This is a genomic window from Acinetobacter chinensis, assembly GCF_002165375.2.
GTDB classification, from domain to species: domain Bacteria; phylum Pseudomonadota; class Gammaproteobacteria; order Pseudomonadales; family Moraxellaceae; genus Acinetobacter; species Acinetobacter chinensis.
This window is the reverse complement of record NZ_CP032134.1, coordinates 19730-39768: the sequence shown is the minus strand read 5'-3', so window position 1 is coordinate 39768 and position 20039 is coordinate 19730. Positions and strand designations below refer to the sequence as shown.

Sequence of the window (20039 nt, the reverse complement as noted above, 5' to 3'; positions counted from 1 at the left end):
GTCAGCAATGGTGCTGATAATATTGGAAGACAACTTGCATGAGCGATAAGCAAACTCCTGAAAATGCTGTGGATTACAAAGCCACGCTGAATCTACCAGGTACTGAATTTGCGATGAAAGCAAATCTCGCAGTACGTGAAGCGAAATGGTTGGAAGAGTGGTATGCCGACAACATTTATCAGCAGATTCGTGCATCGCGTATTGGCAAGAAAAAATATGTGCTTCATGACGGCCCTCCGTATGCAAACGGTCAGATCCATTTGGGTCATGCAGTCAATAAAGTTTTAAAAGACATCATCATTAAAAGCCGTGTCATGGACGGTTTTGACGCGCCTTATGTACCAGGTTGGGATTGCCACGGTCTGCCAATCGAACTTAAGGTCGAAGAAAAAGTCGGTAAAGTGGGCGTTAAAGTCGATGCCTCTACTTTCCGTAAAGCATGCCGTGAATATGCCAACACGCAAATCGAATTACAAAAAAAAGATTTCGTGCGTATGGGTGTGTTTGGTGACTGGGACAAGCCTTATCTGACCATGAACTTCAAACAGGAAGCGGACATCGTTCGCTCACTGGGTGAAATTGCTAAAGCGGGTCATATCGAACCAGGTCTGAAACCAGTCAACTGGTGTCTGGACTGTGGTTCTTCGCTTGCAGAAGCAGAAGTCGACTATAAAGACAAAAAATCCGATGCGATTGATGTCGGTTTCGGTGTGATTGATCTTGCTGATCTATCTGAAAAAGTCGGTGTAACTGTATCAAACCCTACAGACATCGTGATCTGGACAACTACGCCTTGGACACTGCCTGCGAACCAGGCGGTTGCCTTGCATGCTGAAATTGAATACCAACTGGTTGAAGTCCAAACTGAACGTGGTACACAAAACTTAATCTTAGCCAAAGATTTAGTTGAGTCGGCATGTGAACGTTACAAACTTGAAAATCCAAAAGTATTGGCGGACTTTGTTGGTGCCAAACTTGAGAATTTAAAACTGCAACACCCATTGCTTGCAGAGCGTCAAGTGCCTGTGATTTTGGGTGAACACGTCATTGCAACAAGTGGTACAGGTGCGGTACATACTGCGCCTGGTCATGGTGTGGACGATTATAAAGTTGGCTTACAGTACAACTTAAAAGTGGATAATCCTGTAGGCGGTAATGGTGTGTATTTACCGACTGCACCGATTTTTGCAGGCGAGCACATCTATAAAGCCAATCCACAAATCATTGCAGCATTGAGCGAAAGCAACAAGCTTTGGGCGCATGTGCCAATCATGCACAGCTACCCTCACTGCTGGCGTCATAAAACCCCAATTATTTTCCGTGCGACACCACAATGGTTTATCAGCATGGACAATAAAGGCTTACGTCAGGATGCTTTGAATGCCATTGAAAATGAGATCGGTTTTGTCCCAGACTGGGGTAAAAACCGTATCCAGTCGATGATCGAAGGTCGTCCAGACTGGTGTATCTCACGTCAACGTACCTGGGGTGTGCCAATCCCATTCTTCGTGCATAAAGACACCAATGAATTGCACCCACGTACCCCTGAACTGATCGAAGAAGTTGCGAAGCTGATCGAACAGGAAGGGATTGATGGTTGGTATAACCGTGATGCTGCTGAATTTATTGGTGCAGACGCAGAGCAGTACAATGCTGTGCGCGATACCTTAGATGTATGGTTCGACTCAGGTACAACACATTATGCCGTGCTTCGTGAACGTGAAGAACTGACTGATCCTGCTGATTTGTATCTTGAAGGTTCTGACCAGCATCGTGGTTGGTTCCAGTCTTCATTGTTGACGTCAATTGCAATCAACAAACGTGCGCCATACAAAGCCCTTCTTACTCACGGTTTCGTGGTGGATGAGAAAGGTCGTAAGATGTCGAAATCAATTGGGAACATCATCACCCCGCAAGACATCATCAAAGATATGGGTGCAGATGGTTTACGTTTCTGGATTGCTTCTGCGGACTACCGTTATGAAATGACTGCAGGTAAAGAAATCTTCAGTCGTGCGTCTGATGGTTATCGTCGTATTCGTAATACATTGCGTTTCTTGTTGGCAAACTTAAATGGCTTCAAACCATCAACAGATGCGTTGCCAGTCGATCAATTGATCGCGCTTGATCAATACATCCTGCAACGTGCGGCTGATGTACAGAAAACCATTCAACAAGCTTATGAAGATATGAACTTCCATATCGTGACCAATGCTTTGACCAATTTCTGTATCAATGACTTGGGTGGTTTCTACTTAGACATCATCAAAGACCGTCAGTACACCACCAAAGCAGATTCGCAAGCACGTCATTCTGCACAAACTGCGCTGTATCATCTGGTACAGGCATTTGTACGCTGGATGTCACCAATCCTGAGCTTCACAGCACAGGAAGCATGGCCATTGATCCCAGAGCAGTCTGAAAAATATGTATTTACTGCGGAATGGTATGACATTCCAGTGTCATCGACTGCGAACCTGATCTCAGAAGCAGACTGGCAAACCTTGATCACGGTTAAATCAGCCGTGAATAAACAGATCGAAGCGGCACGTAATGCCAAACTGATCGGTTCAAACCTGTCGGCAAAAGTTGAGCTTTGGGCAAACCCTGAGTTGAAAGCGGTACTGGATCAACTGGGTGATGAATTACGTTTTGTCCTGATCACATCCACTGTGATTGTGAAAGATTTTGATGCTTCACAAGGTGAAGCGACTGATCTTGAAGGTTTACGTGTTCAGGTGTCTGCGGCTGAAGGTGAGAAATGTGCGCGTTGCTGGCATGTGCTTCCAGATGTGAATACACATCTTGAACATCCAGGACTGTGTGCTCGTTGTATTATCAACCTTCCTACAGGTCAAGGCGAAGAGAGAAAATATGCCTAATCCACAGAATAAAAAGGGTTTATTTGAGTTTTATCCGCACAATTTAATGTGGCTTGGACTTTCTGTCCTCGCCATCATTATTGATCAGTGGACGAAAAACATCGCAAGTACGCATCTGACTTATGCAGATCCTGTACCTGTACTGCCCTTTTTAAACTGGACATTGCTGCACAATTACGGCGCAGCATTCAGCTTTCTGTCCGATGCAGGTGGATGGCAACATTATTTATTTACGGGTCTGGCAGGCATTGTGTCGATCATCTTTATTTTTTGGCTGATGCGTATGCCGAAAAGTACGGTGGTTTTACCCATGGCCATTGCTTTGATTCTTGGTGGTGCGATCGGTAATCTGATTGATCGTATCAGCCTGGGTTATGTGGTCGATTTTATTCATGTGTTTTACCAGAACAATCACTTCCCTGCATTCAATATTGCAGACAGTGCGATCACTTTAGGCACCATTTTATTGTTAATTGATACCTTCTTTTTAGAAAAGAAACGTATTCAAAATGCGGAAAGCGCAAAATGACTGAAGAAATTATTAATCCCAATGAAGAAACCCGCGTTGCAGATGGCTCAAAAGTAGATCTCCATTTCTCTGTTGCGATTGAAAATGGCGTTGAAATTGACAATACCCGTAGCCGTGAAGAGCCTGTGAGCTTAGTCATGGGCGATGGCAGTTTATTGCCAGGTTTTGAAAAAGCGTTATTTGGTCTTCGTGCAGGCGACCGTCGTACCGTTAGTCTTCCTCCTGAAGATGCTTTTGGTCCCTGGAATCCTGAGAATGTGCAGAAATTTGACACTGTGAAGTTTGAACAGCGTCCTGTTGAAGGTCACATGATCGAATTTGAAGACAAAGCAAAACAAAGCCTGTTTGGTGTGGTTAAAACCGTTGGTGAAGACATCACTGAAGTGGATTTCAACCATCCATTGGCTGGTAAAAACATTACCTTTGAAGTGGAAATTTTCAAAGTTACCCCTGCGGGTCAGCAAGGCGTGAAATTGATGTAAATCATCACTTTAATAGAAAAGCTCCTGAGGGAGCTTTTTTTATGACTGATTCTGCTATAAATCACTACATAATCCTCCTGTTCAATCAGGATTTTTCATCATAATTTAAGAACATAACAACAGATCAGGACAGAACATGAATATTTTTATTATTGTAGGCAGCATTCGTGAAGGTCGTGTTGCTATTAAAGTTGCCGACTGGTTAGCTGCAGAAATTAACAAACTGGAATTCAGTACCCTCAATGTAGAAACTGTAGATTTAAAAGAATGGGATCTGCCTTTTTTTGCAGGGAAAAATTCTCCTGCGACAGGTATTTATGATCAGCCAAAACAACAGGAATGGGGCAATAAAATTGCATCTGGAGATGCATTCATTTTTATTACACCCGAATATAATCACGGCTACAGCCCTGTACTGAAAAATGCCATCGACTATGTTTATAAAGAATGGCAGGGAAAACCATCCGCCTTTGTCAGCTATGGTGGAACCAATGGCTCACGCTCCATTGATCAGCTGAAGCAGGTCTGCGGATTTATGGGCATGATAGATTCCAATGCTGTCATAGAACTTCGTGATATTTTCAACAGAACCAGAACAGAAATTTTTGAGCCAAATGAATTTGACACAAAAGCAGTTAAATCTGTGGTCAATAAACTGATTCAGTATGCAAATGTCTGACTCGACACTGATGTAAGCGAATACGTACATCATTTACTGCCATTTTCATCTGTTCAGCCCCTGGGAATCGGTCTATTTTTAAATCACAGGAAACAGGAAGTTTCCCCATAAAAATAATGATAAAAGTAAAAACACATGGATGCTCAGTAGTAAACAGGATGTTTATTACCCGAACCAATACCGGAAAGCCCTGTCAGGATGATGGGGCTTTCTTTTTAATTTTAAGTCAGTTCAGAGACTCAGATATGCTCTGAACCCCCTGGATGAATAATAGGATTCTGCTCCATTGTGATATGTAAATACCCGACCGTATCGAAGATCACAAAAAATTGCCCCACCCTGCCTACGGATGTCTTCAGGCGTGCAAACCCAGCTTGAACTTTTTAAATCAAACGGAAATACACGCTGCAGATCATGATAAAGATTTTCTGTAAGCAGATTCACGCCCATTTCAACTGCCCGACCGACGACATGATGTTCAGGTGGGTTTGCTTTACGGCTTTTTAAAGCCTCCAGATCATAGCAATGGCTTCGACGTCCTTTCGGAGATTCTGTACAACAGTCATAAAAAGTTAAGTTCTGTGCAGAATTGAGCACGACTAAATCAGGTTCACCACCCGTGCGTTCCATTTCATTTAATGACCACAGTTTTTCAGGCAGATGCTGTAACTGTTCTTTCAGTTCACTCCAACGGATATCAGGATGACGGAACATATTCTTTTCAAATCTGTTTTTCAGTATATCCAGCAGTTGCTGTTCAGTTTGTGCAGACAGTTTTTTCATTTTCAGCTGTTCTTCATTTTTTATTACTGTATCACAGCATTTTCATATCTGATCGCTGTACGCTATGGCTTACACAGTGTGACGTATTTTGCATATTTTCATAAACCATTCTGAACGCTATTCTACAGTCATAGGGAACAGGAACTTCCCCGGACATAAAACAACTATAAATGGTCTGTACATCAGGAACGTGAAGTAAGACAGGAGTCATACTTAGCAAACCGATATGAAAGAAAGCCCTGTCAGGATGACAGGGCTTTCTTTTATTTACTGCTTTTTCAGATAATCAACAACATCGCTATGACCTGCCATTTCTGCAAGCTCAAGGGCTGTATATTGTGTTTTATGCCCTACGTCAGCACCTTTGCTGATAAGCAGCTTCACCACGTCCAGATAACCATTTTCTGCAGCAGCATGCAGTGCGCTATAGCCTTCCTCATCAGCCGAGTTCACATCTGTGCCACTGGCTAAAGATTTTTCAACTTCTGCAAGTTCACCAAGCGCTGACCAGTAAACAAGTTCAGGAAGATGAAGTTCTTCATCATCTTCAGGAATTGGGGAGAATGAGTTGAATTTCATAAATTTACCTGATTGATTGAAGTCTTTAACTGTGTACAGAGTAATTCTAACGCTTTTTTTGATTTTTCGCTCAACTCACCATGACGTTCAAGCTCTTCCAGATAAGAACTATATTTCCACAATGCAAAATCAATGATTCGGAAATTATCCTGATTGATATAAAAACAACATGCATCTTCAAATTCAACATTCAACGGACGCAATTTTTCAGAAATTTCCAACCGTATCGGTTGTACAGCAATCTTCTGAGTTTGAGATAACGCGTTAAATTTGATATCAGTACCGAATTGTTCCTTCTTAATTTTTTCAATTATGAATCCTGCATCCTGAATATAAGCAGTTTCATCAATTAAAGCAGGATTATAAGTACCGTAAAAATGTGGAATGTACCGACTCAGCTCTTTATCCTCATGAAGAATCTGATAGGCTTTCATTTCAGTAAAACATACTGCCTTTAAGATCAGTTCGCGATCTTTACAAGGGATATATTCCATTCCCTCAAACATTTTATTATCTCTTTTAAATGCCTTTAAAACCTTTTTTCCATCATCAATCTCTATAATTTCAGAGAACACCCCACTACCAATTATTTTATATTTCATCTTCATCGCAGTATAAATATTCAGATTTTTCTCATTGTATAAAAAAAGCCCTCACAATGCTGAGGGCTTTTTTTATTTAAAATTTATGCTTTTGCAGCCGAAGCTTCTTTAATGTCAATTTTATCGCTGTCATTGTCATGAACAATCAATGCAACTGCTATCGCAGTAATCAGTACAGGTAAACCGACTGCCATAAAGTTGAAGTGTGCAGGTAAATTCATACCCAGTAAACCACCAATCAGAATCGGTCCTACAATTGCACCCATACGGCCGATTGCCGAAGACCAGCCAATCCCTGTCGAACGTACTGCTAGTGGATAAAACTGCGCCACGTAGCTATATAACAGCATCTGTGAACCGATTGATGCTGCACCAGCCAGAAATACAAGTATATACAGCAGGAACTGATTGGACTGAAAGCCCATCAGACTCATCACAAGCGCACCCATCATACCTAAAACCATCAACACTGGTTTCAGGTGGAAACGGTCAGCCAGAATACCACCACCAACAATTCCGACCACAGCACCAACATTCATCACCATCATGAACATTAAGCTGTTATCCATGGAATAACCTGCTGCCATCATCAGTTTTGGCAACCAGCTGCTCAAAGCATACATGGTCAGCAAACAGGTAAAGAAAGCCAGCCAGAACAGCAGTGTATTTCCTGCACGTCCTCTGCGGAACAGGCTCACTACATTCGCCGCTTCTGGAATGTTTTCCTGAGGTATGCTGAACACAGTTTCATCTGTCACTTTTGCATCTGGTGCAAGCTGTCTCACAATACTGCGGGCTTTTTCCTGTTTATTTTCTTTCACAATAAAAGCCAGAGATTCAGGAAGAAACTTCCAAATCACAGGTAAAAGAAATAATGGAATACCTGCAATAAAGAACATGATCTGCCAACCAAAATCCGGCGTAAACCATGAACCCAGTAAAGCTGCCATCACGCCACCAACCGCATAACCACTGAACATGGTTGTGACCAGTGTACTGCGCATTTTCTGAGGAGCGTATTCAGAGGTTAATGCCACCAGGTTTGGCATCACCCCACCTATTCCTAAACCTGCAAGAAAGCGCAGAACAGCAAACTCTGTGGGATTGGATGCAAAGCCACCCGCAAAAGTTAGACCACTGAACAGCACAATACAGATCATAATGACTTTTTTTCGACCAATTTTGTCGGCCAGAGAGCCAAAAAACATGGCTCCAAACATCATGCCTGCCAAAGCAGTACTCGCAAGCATACCTGCCTGCATTGCTGACAGCCCCCAATCCTGCATTAACAGTGGTAAAACCACACCATTAATTGCCAGATCGTAGCCATCAAACAAAATAATCAATAAACACCAAGCCACTACATTGAAGTGAAACGAGGTAAATTTTGCCTTATCAACGACAGAATTTATATTCAGATTTTCCGTTGTCATCGTTCTCATCTCCCATGAGTACTTGTCCAAATTTTCACATGAATTTTTAAGCAAAATTCAACGATGGCGAAATATACGCAGGTCGTGTTTCATGGGCAATTAGACGAAAGAATAAGATGAACAAAACAGGGGTTAATAATAGTAATCACATGATTTTATATACTTTATTAACATTTATATTTTCTCAGATGATGAGTTTTATCAGCTTTTTAAAATTCAAAATTTCACCTTTTTTTTATGTGTATTTGCAATTTTTCTAAACATTTATTTTTAAATTAAAACAGGGGCTCTACAGAAATAAATCTGATGGTCTTCAGATGACCCGTCTGAAACAGCTTTGACTTTTCCTTTCACTGGACAATAAAAAACACCCTCAATCAAATGATTGAGGGTGTTTAGGAATAATGAGCTGGCGATGACTTACTCTCACATGGGTAACCCCACACTACCATCAGCGCAAAGAGGTTTCACTTCTGAGTTCGGGAAGGGATCAGGTGGTTCACTCTTGCTATTGTCGCCAGCACAACTGTTTATGGATACTTGCTTTGGTCTTATTTAGATGCCAATGCTTTTTCCAAATGAGTTATTAACAGCTCTATCTGAGTTGGAACATTGTCATACTGTTGCGATTCTGAATCAAGTCATTCTGATGAATATCGAATCAACTGAGCTTTATACAACAACTGTTTGGGTGTTGTATAGTCAAGCCTCACGAGCAATTAGTACTGGTCAGCTTCACACGTCACCGTGCTTCCACATCCAGCCTATCAACGTCGTAGTCTTCAACGGCTCTTTAGAGGACATAAAGTCCTAGGGAAATCTTATCTTGAGGTAGGCTTCCCGCTTAGATGCTTTCAGCGGTTATCCCTTCCGAACATAGCTACCCGGCGATGCGACTGGCGTCACAACCGGTACACCAGAGGTTCGTCCACTCTGGTCCTCTCGTACTAGGAGCAGATCCTCTCAAATTTCCAGCGCCCACGGTAGATAGGGACCGAACTGTCTCACGACGTTCTAAACCCAGCTCGCGTACCTCTTTAAATGGCGAACAGCCATACCCTTGGGACCTGCTTCAGCCCCAGGATGAGATGAGCCGACATCGAGGTGCCAAACACCGCCGTCGATATGAACTCTTGGGCGGTATCAGCCTGTTATCCCCAGAGTACCTTTTATCCGTTGAGCGATGGCCCTTCCATACAGAACCACCGGATCACTAAGACCTACTTTCGTACCTGCTCGACTTGTGGGTCTCGCAGTTAAGCGCGCTTTTGCCTTTATACTCTACGCGTGATTTCCGACCACGCTGAGCGCACCTTCGTACTCCTCCGTTACTCTTTAGGAGGAGACCGCCCCAGTCAAACTACCCACCAGACATGGTCCTCGTCCCGGATAACGGGACAGAGTTAGAACCTCAATATTACCAGGGTGGTATTTCAAGGATGGCTCCATAGCAACTGGCGTCACTACTTCAAAGCCTCCCACCTATCCTACACAGGTAAGATCAAAGTTCAATGTCAAGCTGCAGTAAAGGTTCACGGGGTCTTTCCGTCTAGCCGCGGGTACACCGCATCTTCACGGCGAATTCGATTTCACTGAGCCTCTGCTGGAGACAGCGCCCCCATCATTATGCCATTCGTGCAGGTCGGAACTTACCCGACAAGGAATTTCGCTACCTTAGGACCGTTATAGTTACGGCCGCCGTTTACTGGGGCTTCGATCAAGAGCTTCGCTTACGCTAACCCCATCAATTAACCTTCCAGCACCGGGCAGGCATCACACCCTATACGTCCACTTTCGTGTTTGCAGAGTGCTATGTTTTTAATAAACAGTTGCAGGGGCCTGGTTTCTGTGGCTGCTGGCCGCTCATTCCGCAAGGGAAATCACCGCCGGCAGCGTACCTTCTCCCGAAGTTACGGTACCATTTTGCCTAGTTCCTTCAGCAGAGTTCTCTCAAGCGCTTTGGTCTACTCGACCTGACCACCTGTGTCGGTTTCGGGTACGATTCCTGTGTAACTGAAGCTTAGAGACTTTTCCTGGAAGTATGGTATCAGCCACTTCACTGTACAAGTACAGCTTGCTATCAGATCTCAGCATAGAGTACCCCGGATTTGCCTAAGATACATGCCTACATCCTTCCACCTGGACAACCAACGCCAGGCTGACTTAACCTTCTCCGTCCTCTCATCGCATTACACACAAGTACTGGAATATTAACCAGTTTCCCATCGACTACGCCTCTCGGCCTCGCCTTAGGGGTCGACTCACCCAGCCCCGATTAACGTTGGACTGGAACCCTTGGTCTTTCAGCGAACGGGTTTTTCACCCGTTTTGTCGTTACTCACGTCAGCATTCGCACTTCTGATACCTCCAGCAGACTTCTCAATCCACCTTCATCGGCTTACAGAACGCTCCCCTACCACTTGCAATAAATTGCAAATCCGCAGCTTCGGCATATAGTTTTAGCCCCGTTACATCTTCCGCGCAGGCCGACTCGACTAGTGAGCTATTACGCTTTCTTTAAAGGGTGGCTGCTTCTAAGCCAACCTCCTAGCTGTCTATGCCTTCCCACATCGTTTCCCACTTAACTATAATTTTGGGGCCTTAGCTGGCGGTCTGGATTGTTTTCCTCTTGACTACGGACGTTAGCACCCGCAGTCTGTCTCCCGGATAGTACTCATTGGTATTCGGAGTTTGCATCGGTTTGGTAAGTCGGGATGACCCCCTAGCCGAAACAGTGCTCTACCCCCAATGGTATTCGTCCGAGGCGCTACCTAAATAGCTTTCGGGGAGAACCAGCTATCACCGAGTTTGATTAGCCTTTCACCCCTATCCACAAGTCATCCCCTGGCTTTTCAACGACAGTGGGTTCGGTCCTCCAGTTAGTGTTACCCAACCTTCAACCTGCTCATGGATAGATCACCCGGTTTCGGGTCTATACCCAGCAACTGAACGCCCTATTAAGACTCGGTTTCCCTACGGCTCCCCTATACGGTTAACCTTGCTACTGAATATAAGTCGCTGACCCATTATACAAAAGGTACGCAGTCACCGAACAAGTCGGCTCCCACTGCTTGTATGCATGCGGTTTCAGGATCTGTTTCACTCCCCTCACAGGGGTTCTTTTCGCCTTTCCCTCACGGTACTGGTTCACTATCGGTCAGTCAGGAGTATTTAGCCTTGGAGGATGGTCCCCCCATATTCAGACAAGGTTTCACGTGCCTCGCCCTACTCGACATCATCATATAAGCCCTTTCGCGTACAGGACTATCACCTACTATGGTTGCACTTCCCAGAGCATTCCACTAAAGCTTATATGACTTAATGGGCTGTTCCCCGTTCGCTCGCCGCTACTGAGGGAATCTCAATTGATTTCTTTTCCTAAGGGTACTGAGATGTTTCACTTCCCCTCGTTCGCCTCGTAACACTATGTATTCATGTTACGATACCTGCCTTATAGCAGGTGGGTTTCCCCATTCAGAAATCTCCGGATCAAAGGATATTTGCCGCCTCCCCGGAGCTTATCGCAGGCTATTACGTCTTTCATCGCCTCTGACTGCCAAGGCATCCACCACATGCACTTAATTACTTGACTATACAACCCCAAACAGTCGTTCATCCCTACAAGTAGGATGAGCAACAGATCGCGACGATTTCTCATCACTCTCATACAGTTGGCGTCTGTGAAATTAATCACTGTACAGCTTCAATTAGATTCATATACCAAAACGCTTGATTCAGTTTAATCGCTAGTTTCTCATTTCCTTCATTTTCACATCACAGTAATAAATTACTGTCAGTGTTAATGTCGGTCATGAGTATGAACAATTTATTTCAACTCAAATATATGCTGTTAATGATTAACTACCGCCTCGTCAGCAGGTAGCAAACTGTGATAAATCACAGAACTTAATAAACTGAGATCAGATGATCGTCATATTCACTAAATTCTATAATTCAGAACTTCACTTAATGTGATGGTGGAGACTAGGAGAGTCGAACTCCTGACCTCCTGCGTGCAAAGCAGGCGCTCTACCAACTAAGCTAAGTCCCCAGTTAAGATCCCGATATATCTGTTTCTGTGCTGATTCGTCAGAATGGTGGGTCTGACAAGACTTGAACTTGTGACCCCACGCTTATCAAGCGTGTGCTCTAACCAACTGAGCTACAGACCCTCAGATACATCAATGAAGAACAACTTGTTGTGGATTCTTACCAATCGTCAATCTTTCGTTAAGGAGGTGATCCAGCCGCAGGTTCCCCTACGGCTACCTTGTTACGACTTCACCCCAGTCGTCGGCCACACCGTGGTAAGCGTCCTCCTTACGGTTAGACTACCTACTTCTGGTGCAACAAACTCCCATGGTGTGACGGGCGGTGTGTACAAGGCCCGGGAACGTATTCACCGCGGCATTCTGATCCGCGATTACTAGCGATTCCGACTTCATGGAGTCGAGTTGCAGACTCCAATCCGGACTACGATCGGCTTTTTGAGATTAGCATCCTATCGCTAGGTAGCAACCCTTTGTACCGACCATTGTAGCACGTGTGTAGCCCTGGTCGTAAGGGCCATGATGACTTGACGTCGTCCCCGCCTTCCTCCAGTTTGTCACTGGCAGTATCCTTAAAGTTCCCACCCGAAGTGCTGGCAAATAAGGAAAAGGGTTGCGCTCGTTGCGGGACTTAACCCAACATCTCACGACACGAGCTGACGACAGCCATGCAGCACCTGTATGTAAGTTCCCGAAGGCACCAATCCATCTCTGGAAAGTTCTTACTATGTCAAGACCAGGTAAGGTTCTTCGCGTTGCATCGAATTAAACCACATGCTCCACCGCTTGTGCGGGCCCCCGTCAATTCATTTGAGTTTTAGTCTTGCGACCGTACTCCCCAGGCGGTCTACTTATCGCGTTAGCTGCGCCACTAAAGCCTCAAAGGCCCCAACGGCTAGTAGACATCGTTTACGGCATGGACTACCAGGGTATCTAATCCTGTTTGCTCCCCATGCTTTCGTACCTCAGCGTCAGTATTAGGCCAGATGGCTGCCTTCGCCATCGGTATTCCTCCAGATCTCTACGCATTTCACCGCTACACCTGGAATTCTACCATCCTCTCCCATACTCTAGCTTCCCAGTATCGAATGCAATTCCTAAGTTAAGCTCAGGGATTTCACATCCGACTTAAAAAGCCGCCTACGTACGCTTTACGCCCAGTAAATCCGATTAACGCTCGCACCCTCTGTATTACCGCGGCTGCTGGCACAGAGTTAGCCGGTGCTTATTCTGCGAGTAACGTCCACTATCTCCAGGTATTAACCAGAGTAGCCTCCTCCTCGCTTAAAGTGCTTTACAACCAAAAGGCCTTCTTCACACACGCGGCATGGCTGGATCAGGGTTCCCCCCATTGTCCAATATTCCCCACTGCTGCCTCCCGTAGGAGTCTGGGCCGTGTCTCAGTCCCAGTGTGGCGGATCATCCTCTCAGACCCGCTACAGATCGTCGCCTTGGTAGGCCTTTACCCCACCAACTAGCTAATCCGACTTAGGCTCATCTATTAGCGCAAGGTCTAATGATCCCCTGCTTTCCCCCGTAGGGCGTATGCGGTATTAGCATTCCTTTCGGAATGTTGTCCCCCACTAATAGGCAGATTCCTAAGCATTACTCACCCGTCCGCCGCTAAGATCAGTAGCAAGCTACCTCTCTCCGCTCGACTTGCATGTGTTAAGCCTGCCGCCAGCGTTCAATCTGAGCCATGATCAAACTCTTCAGTTTAATACTTGCTAGCACCTTAAAGGGTGCCAATCTTGGCTCATCAATTTTCTGACAAATTCTCTCAAATAAACTTCGAGTAATTTAAACCATTCAATCAATGAAAATAATTTCGATCGATCAATCAGTAAAAATCCACACAAGTTGTTCTTCATATTCTCTTAATGATCTTCTCAATGCTTCGTCAGCATCAAGCTAGGTCGGCTATATTACTCTGAATCTCTTCAAAGTCAACATGTAATGTAAATTATTTTAAACTTTCTTTCTAAAACCCAACTTAACCATTCTATGCTAAGCTACTGTTTTATCAGAAGTTTTAATCTTCATCACCGCCGATGGATGTGCATTCTACAGCATTTCAGAACCGGTGCAACCCCTTTTTCAAGGGTTTTTAATCGTGTGGACATTTTTTCTACCAAATTCGTGAAAAAATCGTTTTTTTATCTATTTTTTGAGCATTTTTATAAAAAAATCCCGCCGAAGCGGGATTTTTTGCATTTATTTATTCATCTTATTTGGCTTTGTCGATAAACAACTGAGTGCTGTACTCCGTTGTTGCCAGTTTATTGATCTTCTTCTGACCAATCTGTCCTGGAAGCGCCTGTGCGTACTTTAAAAAGGCTTCTGCATAATCTAAACCAACATTGACACGGCGTTCACCTGTAATGGTTTTCAGTGTTGTGTAGTAGTCACCACCATTTGCAAGGAAATCAATCGTGATCACTTTATAGGTTCTATTCAGATCCAGATTTTCATATTGACCTGCATCATTACGTACTTGAATCTGACTGAGACGTTGACCTTTGTTCTGAGTGAAGTCGACATTCCAACGTAACCCACCTGTATATGGATAACTGCCTGTATTGTTCTGTGCGATCACACCATCTATTGCATCTTCCAGCGTCGCTTTCACTTCTGCGCCCGTCATATCCAGACGCAATAGGGTATTTTTAAATGGTAGGACATTATAGATTTTACCGACGCTGACATCACCTAAGGCAACATCTTCACGTACACCACCACCATTCTGGAAAGAGATATCTGCATTGAAGAATGTCTTACCTTGCTGTAAAAATGCCTCAGCAATGATTTGCTGGATATCACCCCCATGCTGATCTACATGCGGGTTTTTATTACAGACATCACCTAAAGATGAACGTCCCACATCACGTTGCGTTCCCGGTACACGGCGCGAACATAGATTATCGGTTGCTTGTCCTACGATGGTTTGGGCAAAACTCTTTTTCTGATCCTGATATGGTTTTAAGACATCTAATGTTTTCTGTAATGGTATAACCACTTTAAATGGAACATTATCCGTCTTGAATTGATTAAGAATGGCTTGCTTCTCAGTTTCAGTTACAGCTTTGGCATCTTTTGCGGTACGTGCAAACGTATTTCCAATTAACACATTCGGTGTGCCACTACAGCTTTCAATATTGCCATTCTTATCAAACTTCACATTTAATTCACCGACAATATAGCTATATTGCCAAGCCTGAGCCACACAAACTAAGTTTCCATCTTTATTCTTCAGTTGTGATGGGTAAGCACCCTCTGGGGTCATATTATATTTTTTCAGGCTATCTGGCCCCAGTAATGTATGTGAATCGCCACCAACTATGACATCGACATCGGTCAGTGATTTAGCAAGTTGCTGATCCAGGTCGTAGCCTACATGAGTTTGCAGGATAATATTTTTAATGCCTTGTGCTTTATATTGATCAATTTCTTTTTGTGCTGTGACGATCTCATCTTCAAATAGCGTGTCTGCATTCGGTTGCGATGAGTTCTTGGTTTTCTTCGCCACAGTTAAACCAATAATGGCAAATTTCACCCCATCTTTTTCGAAGACTTGTGATTTTTGAATACGATTGGTTTTATATAAAGGAGATGAAGCGCCAAAAGTAACATTGGCAGTCAGTATTTTGGTTTTGTCTTTACATGCGCCTTGATCAAGGAAATCTATAAATTTCTTCAACCCATCATCTTTGGCATCAAACTCATGGTTCCCAGGTGTAAATGTGTCAAAACAAACGGTATTCATTGCGTCTGCATCTGCTTTTCCATCAGTTAAGTTGTAGTACAGATCCCCTGTTACTGCATCACCTGCATGAATTTTTAGAGCATTCTTCTTTTCCGCTGCCAGCTGATTGATCAAACTCGCAACTCGTGCAAAGCCCCCACTTGTAACAGAGAACTCTTCCTCACCTGTCCCTACATTGGCTTTAAACTTAATGCTTTCTTCATCCAGATGTGAATGGTGATCATTGATATGTAAAATATTAAGTTCCAGTGGTTTTGCTTCAACCTTTACAGCCGTATCATTATCATCATTACAGGCTGTCAAAAGTATCGAGATAACCGACAATGCCAGTATTTGTTTTTTATTATTAATCAACATGATATTTCCAATCATCAATATAAACTGGCTTTTATTCTGTCGGTTTTTTATTTAATTCTGATGAATAATTGAGCACACGGAAGTTTTTTTACTTTTTCAATCATCATTAAAAATGATCATTCTATAAAACTGGGGCATTTTCTTTGCTTTCGCCTTATAGATCGTACAGGGACAAAGGCATACACTTTTTTATTTACGCTTTTATCCAGTCCAATGCCAAAACACTTTCTGCTTCGTATACTCACCTTATTTTGTGGCTTAAGTTTATTGTCCTTTGGCGTTGCACTTTCAATCCGTTCCAATTTAGGAACATCACCGATTTCTTCCGTGCCTTATGTGTTCAGTTATATTTTTCCATTAAGTGTCGGCGTACTGACTATTATCCTGCATGCTGTTTTTATTCTGATGCAAATGGCAATTTTAGGTAAACAGTTTCAGATGATTCAATGGCTGCAACTTGTGGTAGGCATTGTATTTGGTGTGTTTATTGATGTCGCGCTCTGGCTGACGCAGTTTATGAACATTCAACAATACGTTTATCAGATGTCGGTGTCATTGATCAGTTGTGTGATCACGGCGGTTGGTGTCATTTTACAGGTTAAAGCACGTTTAATTTATCTGGCAGGTGAAGGGGTTTATCAGGCTTTTGCGATTCGTTTTCACAAAAATTATGGCTCAGTCAAAACCTATGGCGATGTGATTCTTGTGGCTTTTGCAGCGATCAGCTCTTATCTGGTGTTGCATCAACTGATCGGAATTCGGGAAGGGACGATTATTTCTGCTTTTTTAATTGGAACGCTGATACGTACGATGATGCCTAAATTCAGTTTTTTAGATTTTAAATAAGCTGTTATACCAATCTGTTAAATTAACTTTATATAAATTAGCCTCTTTTGCTTTTCTACACTAATTGCTTTAAACGTGGTGATGCTATCGTGAGGCGACATGGATGTCGCTGTTGGACATGAGGAGTATACTCCGAAGATAGGAGATCTTGCGAAGCCTCGCTTCTCATGTCCAACAAAGGGTTTTTGTCACTTTTGACCCTTCAAAAGTGAGGCATCGACTACGCAAAGCAATTTAAACTTTTCAACATATTTCGAGTCTGTGTAAACCTTTAATTTATATTATCTAACTTTAATCAAGTGGTATTTATTTCTTATATGACTCATCAATAAAAAAATCCATGTGAATTTACTGAAACTCACATGGATCAAATCATTAAAATCATACTCTCAAAACAGTACTTTCAAACCAATACGTTCAAATCAATCCGCCTGATAGAACGGTTTATCGCCCATCAATGTCGCACGGTTCATCACACGATGCGCAGGACGATAATCATCTACGGCATAATGGAAAGTACAACGGTTATCCCAGAAAGCCACATCATTGGCTTGCCATGACCAGCGCACCACAAACTCTGGTTTTTGAATATGTTCAAACAACATTTTCAATACTGCATCGCTTTCCTTTGCTTCCAGTTCGTTAATTCGAGTGGTGAATCCTTCACTGACAAATAAGGCTTTACGACCTGTCACTGGATGTGTACGGATCACAGGATGGCTGATCGGTGGATGCTTTTTCTTAGCTGCTTCCAGTTTTTCCAGTTCAGCAGAATCACCGCCAAAACGATCTACAGGGAATGAACGTGCAATATCATGCGTTGCAGTTAAGCCACTCAACATCTCCTGCATCGGTTTAGACAATGCTTCAAAAGCCGCTGTACCACTTGACCATAAGGTATCACCACCCCACGCAGGTACTTTCTTGGCACTGAGAATTGCACCCATCGCGGGTTCTTCAAGAAAGGTCACATCGGTATGCCAAAGTGCATTATCACGTAAGTCATTCAGTTCAGTATCCAGCACCATAATTTCAGGTTGTTCTGGAATGTTTGGATAGATTGGATGGACATGCAACTGACCAAACTGACAAGCAAATGCCGCATGTTGCTGTGGTGTCATTTGCTGATTTCTAAAGAAAATCACCTGATATTTCAGTAAAGCCGCTTCAATCGAAGCCTTTTCCTCAGGTGTTAAGGGTTGATTAAAATTAACACCTTCAATTAAAGCACCAATCGTTGGATTCAATGGGGTCACTTTAAAAGTACTTGAAACAACAGCGTTCATTTCTTCCTCGATCATCTCATGATGTTTGAAAAGATTTAAATAACTAAAGAATAAATATAATTGGACAATCTGCTTCCTAACAGAAGCTCAAGCTTGATCAAACTTACAAAGATTGCTTATCCCAAGGCACTAATTTTCGCTGCAAACGGCGCAGACCAATCTCCAGAATAAAAGCGATCACCGCAATAATTAAGATACCCACGATCACCACATCTGTCGCTAAAAGCTGTGAAGAGGATTGCACCATAAAGCCTAAACCTTCAGATGCACCCACCAGTTCAGCGGCAACCAGTGTAGACCAACCCACACCTAAGCCAATACGGATACCTGTCAGAATATTGGGCAATGAGCTCGGTAAAATCACGTGTTTGATAATCTGCATCTGGCTTGCACCCAAAGACTGTGCTGCACGGATTTTAGCTTGATCGACTGAACGTACACCTGTTGCAGTTGCAATCACAATCGGTGCAAAAATCGCTAAATAAATCAGTAAAACTTTGGATAATTCACCGATACCACACCAGATCACGATTAATGGTAAATAAGCCAAAGGCGGAATCGGACGGTAAAACTCAATAATTGGGTCTAATACACCACGGACAATTTTATTGCGTCCAATCGCAATCCCTAAAGGAATCGCTGTAATCACCGCTGCAATCAAAGCTGTTCCGATACGTCCCAGACTCGCACCGATATGACTCCATAAGCTGATGCTCATATAGCCATTGGCAACTAAATCCTGAAAACGATCTATCACTGCAACTGGCGATGGTAAAAATAAAGCATCAATCCAGCCCAATGTAGTCACCAACCACCACACCGCAATGAGCGCAATAATCGTAATCGTGCTGATCAAAGTGATACTGGTTTCACGTGGAACTTTTGCGGAAGCCGACTGAGGTGCAGTACCTTGAGCAACCAATTCAGGATCTAAATGTGCTGTCATGATTACACCTGCTCGACGTGTTGGTTTTGATTATTGAGTTGACCATTTTGAATAAAAACACGATTCAACACATATTCACGCATTTCAATAAACTTCGGATCTGATTTAATACTGCGCGCAGACTCACCATTGGCATAACGCTTTGCAAAATCCAGTTCCAGTTTTTCAACAATACGTCCAGGATTTGGCGCAAGAATAATCAGGTCTGTGGCAAGGAAAACAGCTTCCTCAATATCATGGGTAATCAAGAACGTCGGTTTAGCTGTGCTTTTCCAAACGTCTAATAATAGACATTGCATTTGCTCACGGATAAATGCATCCAAAGCACCAAACGGTTCATCCATCAGCAGGATTTTAGGGTCAGATGCTAAAGCACGTGCCAAACCTACACGTTGACGTTGCCCACCTGAAAGTTCCCAGATATGACGTTGACCAAAACCGTCCAAATTGACCAGGTTTAATAATTCCTGTGCTTTGCTTAATCTGGTTGATTTATCAATACCTGCAAGTTCTAAACCAAAGGCGATATTGTCCTGTACATTTTGCCACGGCAATAACACATCATCCTGAAACACCACGCCACGGTCACGACTCGGTGCAAGCACTTCTTCACCGTCCAGTTTGATCGAACCGAGTTGTGGATGAGTAAAGCCTGCAATCAGGTTTAATAATGTCGTCTTACCACTGCCTGAAGCGCCCAACGCCACCATTAACTGCTCAGAACCCAACTGGAAAGATACATCCTGAAGTACAGGGTGTTGAGCGCCAGCATACTGCGCTTGTACATGTTCTACCGTCAATACAGCCATGATGAACCCTTCCG

General features: G+C 43.4%; 13 protein-coding genes, 2 tRNA genes and 3 rRNA genes. 5 read left to right on the top strand and 13 right to left on the bottom strand.

The window, feature by feature from the left end; genetic code table 11:
• The first annotated feature begins 38 nt into the window (after positions 1-38).
• The 4 genes from ileS to CDG60_RS00895 all read left to right on the top strand — a co-directional run bounded on the left by ileS (position 39) and on the right by CDG60_RS00895 (position 4572).
• On the top strand, positions 39-2882 hold the full coding sequence (ileS, locus tag CDG60_RS00910; RefSeq protein ID WP_087512904.1) for an isoleucine--tRNA ligase: 2844 nt from the start codon (positions 39-41) through the stop codon (positions 2880-2882).
• Complete coding sequence (gene lspA / locus CDG60_RS00905) at positions 2875-3411, top strand: signal peptidase II (protein ID WP_087512903.1); 537 nt, start codon at positions 2875-2877, stop codon at positions 3409-3411. Before ileS ends, lspA begins: the two co-directional genes overlap by 8 nt.
• Complete coding sequence (locus tag CDG60_RS00900; RefSeq protein ID WP_087512902.1) at positions 3408-3893, top strand: FKBP-type peptidyl-prolyl cis-trans isomerase; 486 nt, start codon at positions 3408-3410, stop codon at positions 3891-3893. The genes lspA and CDG60_RS00900 overlap by 4 nt, the downstream gene beginning before the upstream one ends.
• Before the next feature lie 136 nt (positions 3894-4029).
• Positions 4030-4572, top strand: coding sequence for an NADPH-dependent FMN reductase (locus tag CDG60_RS00895; RefSeq protein ID WP_087512901.1), 543 nt, complete (start codon positions 4030-4032; stop codon positions 4570-4572).
• Between the two features lie 231 nt (positions 4573-4803).
• Here the strand turns inward: CDG60_RS00895 and CDG60_RS00890 are convergent, their stop codons facing one another.
• The 10 genes from CDG60_RS00890 to CDG60_RS00840 form a co-directional block, all read right to left on the bottom strand.
• On the bottom strand, positions 4804-5355 hold the full coding sequence (locus CDG60_RS00890) for a DUF4256 domain-containing protein (protein WP_087512900.1): 552 nt from the start codon (positions 5353-5355) through the stop codon (positions 4804-4806).
• A gap of 267 nt (positions 5356-5622) precedes the next feature.
• Positions 5623-5934, bottom strand: a complete 312-nt coding sequence (locus CDG60_RS00885; protein WP_087512899.1) for an ankyrin repeat domain-containing protein — start codon at positions 5932-5934, stop codon at positions 5623-5625.
• On the bottom strand, positions 5931-6536 hold the full coding sequence (locus CDG60_RS00880; RefSeq protein WP_087512898.1) for a hypothetical protein: 606 nt from the start codon (positions 6534-6536) through the stop codon (positions 5931-5933). The genes CDG60_RS00885 and CDG60_RS00880 overlap by 4 nt, the downstream gene beginning before the upstream one ends.
• 83 nt (positions 6537-6619) lie before the next feature.
• Positions 6620-7969, bottom strand: coding sequence for an aromatic acid/H+ symport family MFS transporter (locus CDG60_RS00875; RefSeq protein WP_087512897.1), 1350 nt, complete (start codon positions 7967-7969; stop codon positions 6620-6622).
• A 407-nt stretch (positions 7970-8376) separates the two neighbouring features.
• Positions 8377-8491, bottom strand: a 5S ribosomal RNA gene (rrf, locus tag CDG60_RS00870).
• A gap of 176 nt (positions 8492-8667) precedes the next feature.
• Positions 8668-11561 (bottom strand): 23S ribosomal RNA (locus CDG60_RS00865).
• Positions 11562-11944: 383 nt separating this feature from the next.
• Positions 11945-12020: transfer RNA gene (locus tag CDG60_RS00860), tRNA-Ala, on the bottom strand.
• A 44-nt stretch (positions 12021-12064) separates the two neighbouring features.
• Positions 12065-12141, bottom strand: a tRNA-Ile gene (locus CDG60_RS00855).
• Between the two features lie 59 nt (positions 12142-12200).
• Positions 12201-13737, bottom strand: a 16S ribosomal RNA gene (locus CDG60_RS00850).
• Together the 16S, 23S and 5S rRNA genes with 2 tRNA genes alongside form the textbook arrangement of a ribosomal RNA operon.
• A 508-nt stretch (positions 13738-14245) precedes the next feature.
• A complete protein-coding gene (locus CDG60_RS00840) occupies positions 14246-16138 on the bottom strand; it encodes a 5'-nucleotidase C-terminal domain-containing protein (RefSeq protein ID WP_087513948.1) in 1893 nt (630 codons plus the stop codon).
• Between the two features lie 267 nt (positions 16139-16405).
• Between CDG60_RS00840 and CDG60_RS00835 the strand changes: the two genes are divergently transcribed.
• Entirely contained in the window at positions 16406-16984 is a 579-nt protein-coding gene (locus tag CDG60_RS00835; RefSeq protein ID WP_160116945.1) for a YczE/YyaS/YitT family protein, read from the top strand.
• 422 nt (positions 16985-17406) lie between these two features.
• Here CDG60_RS00835 and tauD read toward each other — a convergent pair whose 3' ends face one another.
• The 3 genes from tauD to tauB all read right to left on the bottom strand — a co-directional run bounded on the left by tauD (position 17407) and on the right by tauB (position 20025).
• Entirely contained in the window at positions 17407-18270 is an 864-nt protein-coding gene (gene tauD, locus CDG60_RS00830) for a taurine dioxygenase (RefSeq protein ID WP_087513942.1), read from the bottom strand.
• 103 nt (positions 18271-18373) lie between these two features.
• Positions 18374-19216: a taurine ABC transporter permease TauC gene (tauC, locus tag CDG60_RS00825; protein WP_087513941.1), complete on the bottom strand. Its 843-nt coding sequence runs from the start codon at positions 19214-19216 to the stop codon at positions 18374-18376.
• 2 nt (positions 19217-19218) lie between these two features.
• The gene (gene tauB / locus CDG60_RS00820) at positions 19219-20025 is read right to left on the bottom strand and encodes a taurine ABC transporter ATP-binding subunit (RefSeq protein ID WP_087513940.1); all 807 of its coding nucleotides are present in this window, start codon (positions 20023-20025) and stop codon (positions 19219-19221) included.
• Positions 20026-20039: the final 14 nt, after the last annotated feature.

Bases quoted from the DNA above. Each gene is read 5' to 3' on its own strand.
- ileS (WP_087512904.1), top strand. From the start codon at position 39: ATGAGCGATAAGCAAACTCCTGAAAATGCTGTGGATTACAAAGCCACG.
- lspA (WP_087512903.1), top strand. From the start codon at position 2,875: ATGCCTAATCCACAGAATAAAAAGGGTTTATTTGAGTTTTATCCGCAC.
- CDG60_RS00900 (WP_087512902.1), top strand. From the start codon at position 3,408: ATGACTGAAGAAATTATTAATCCCAATGAAGAAACCCGCGTTGCAGAT.
- CDG60_RS00895 (WP_087512901.1), top strand. From the start codon at position 4,030: ATGAATATTTTTATTATTGTAGGCAGCATTCGTGAAGGTCGTGTTGCT.
- CDG60_RS00890 (WP_087512900.1), bottom strand. From the start codon at position 5,355: ATGAAAAAACTGTCTGCACAAACTGAACAGCAACTGCTGGATATACTG.
- CDG60_RS00885 (WP_087512899.1), bottom strand. From the start codon at position 5,934: ATGAAATTCAACTCATTCTCCCCAATTCCTGAAGATGATGAAGAACTT.
- CDG60_RS00880 (WP_087512898.1), bottom strand. From the start codon at position 6,536: ATGAAATATAAAATAATTGGTAGTGGGGTGTTCTCTGAAATTATAGAG.
- CDG60_RS00875 (WP_087512897.1), bottom strand. From the start codon at position 7,969: ATGACAACGGAAAATCTGAATATAAATTCTGTCGTTGATAAGGCAAAA.
- CDG60_RS00840 (WP_087513948.1), bottom strand. From the start codon at position 16,138: ATGTTGATTAATAATAAAAAACAAATACTGGCATTGTCGGTTATCTCG.
- tauD (WP_087513942.1), bottom strand. From the start codon at position 18,270: ATGAACGCTGTTGTTTCAAGTACTTTTAAAGTGACCCCATTGAATCCA.
- tauC (WP_087513941.1), bottom strand. From the start codon at position 19,216: ATGACAGCACATTTAGATCCTGAATTGGTTGCTCAAGGTACTGCACCT.
- tauB (WP_087513940.1), bottom strand. From the start codon at position 20,025: ATGGCTGTATTGACGGTAGAACATGTACAAGCGCAGTATGCTGGCGCT.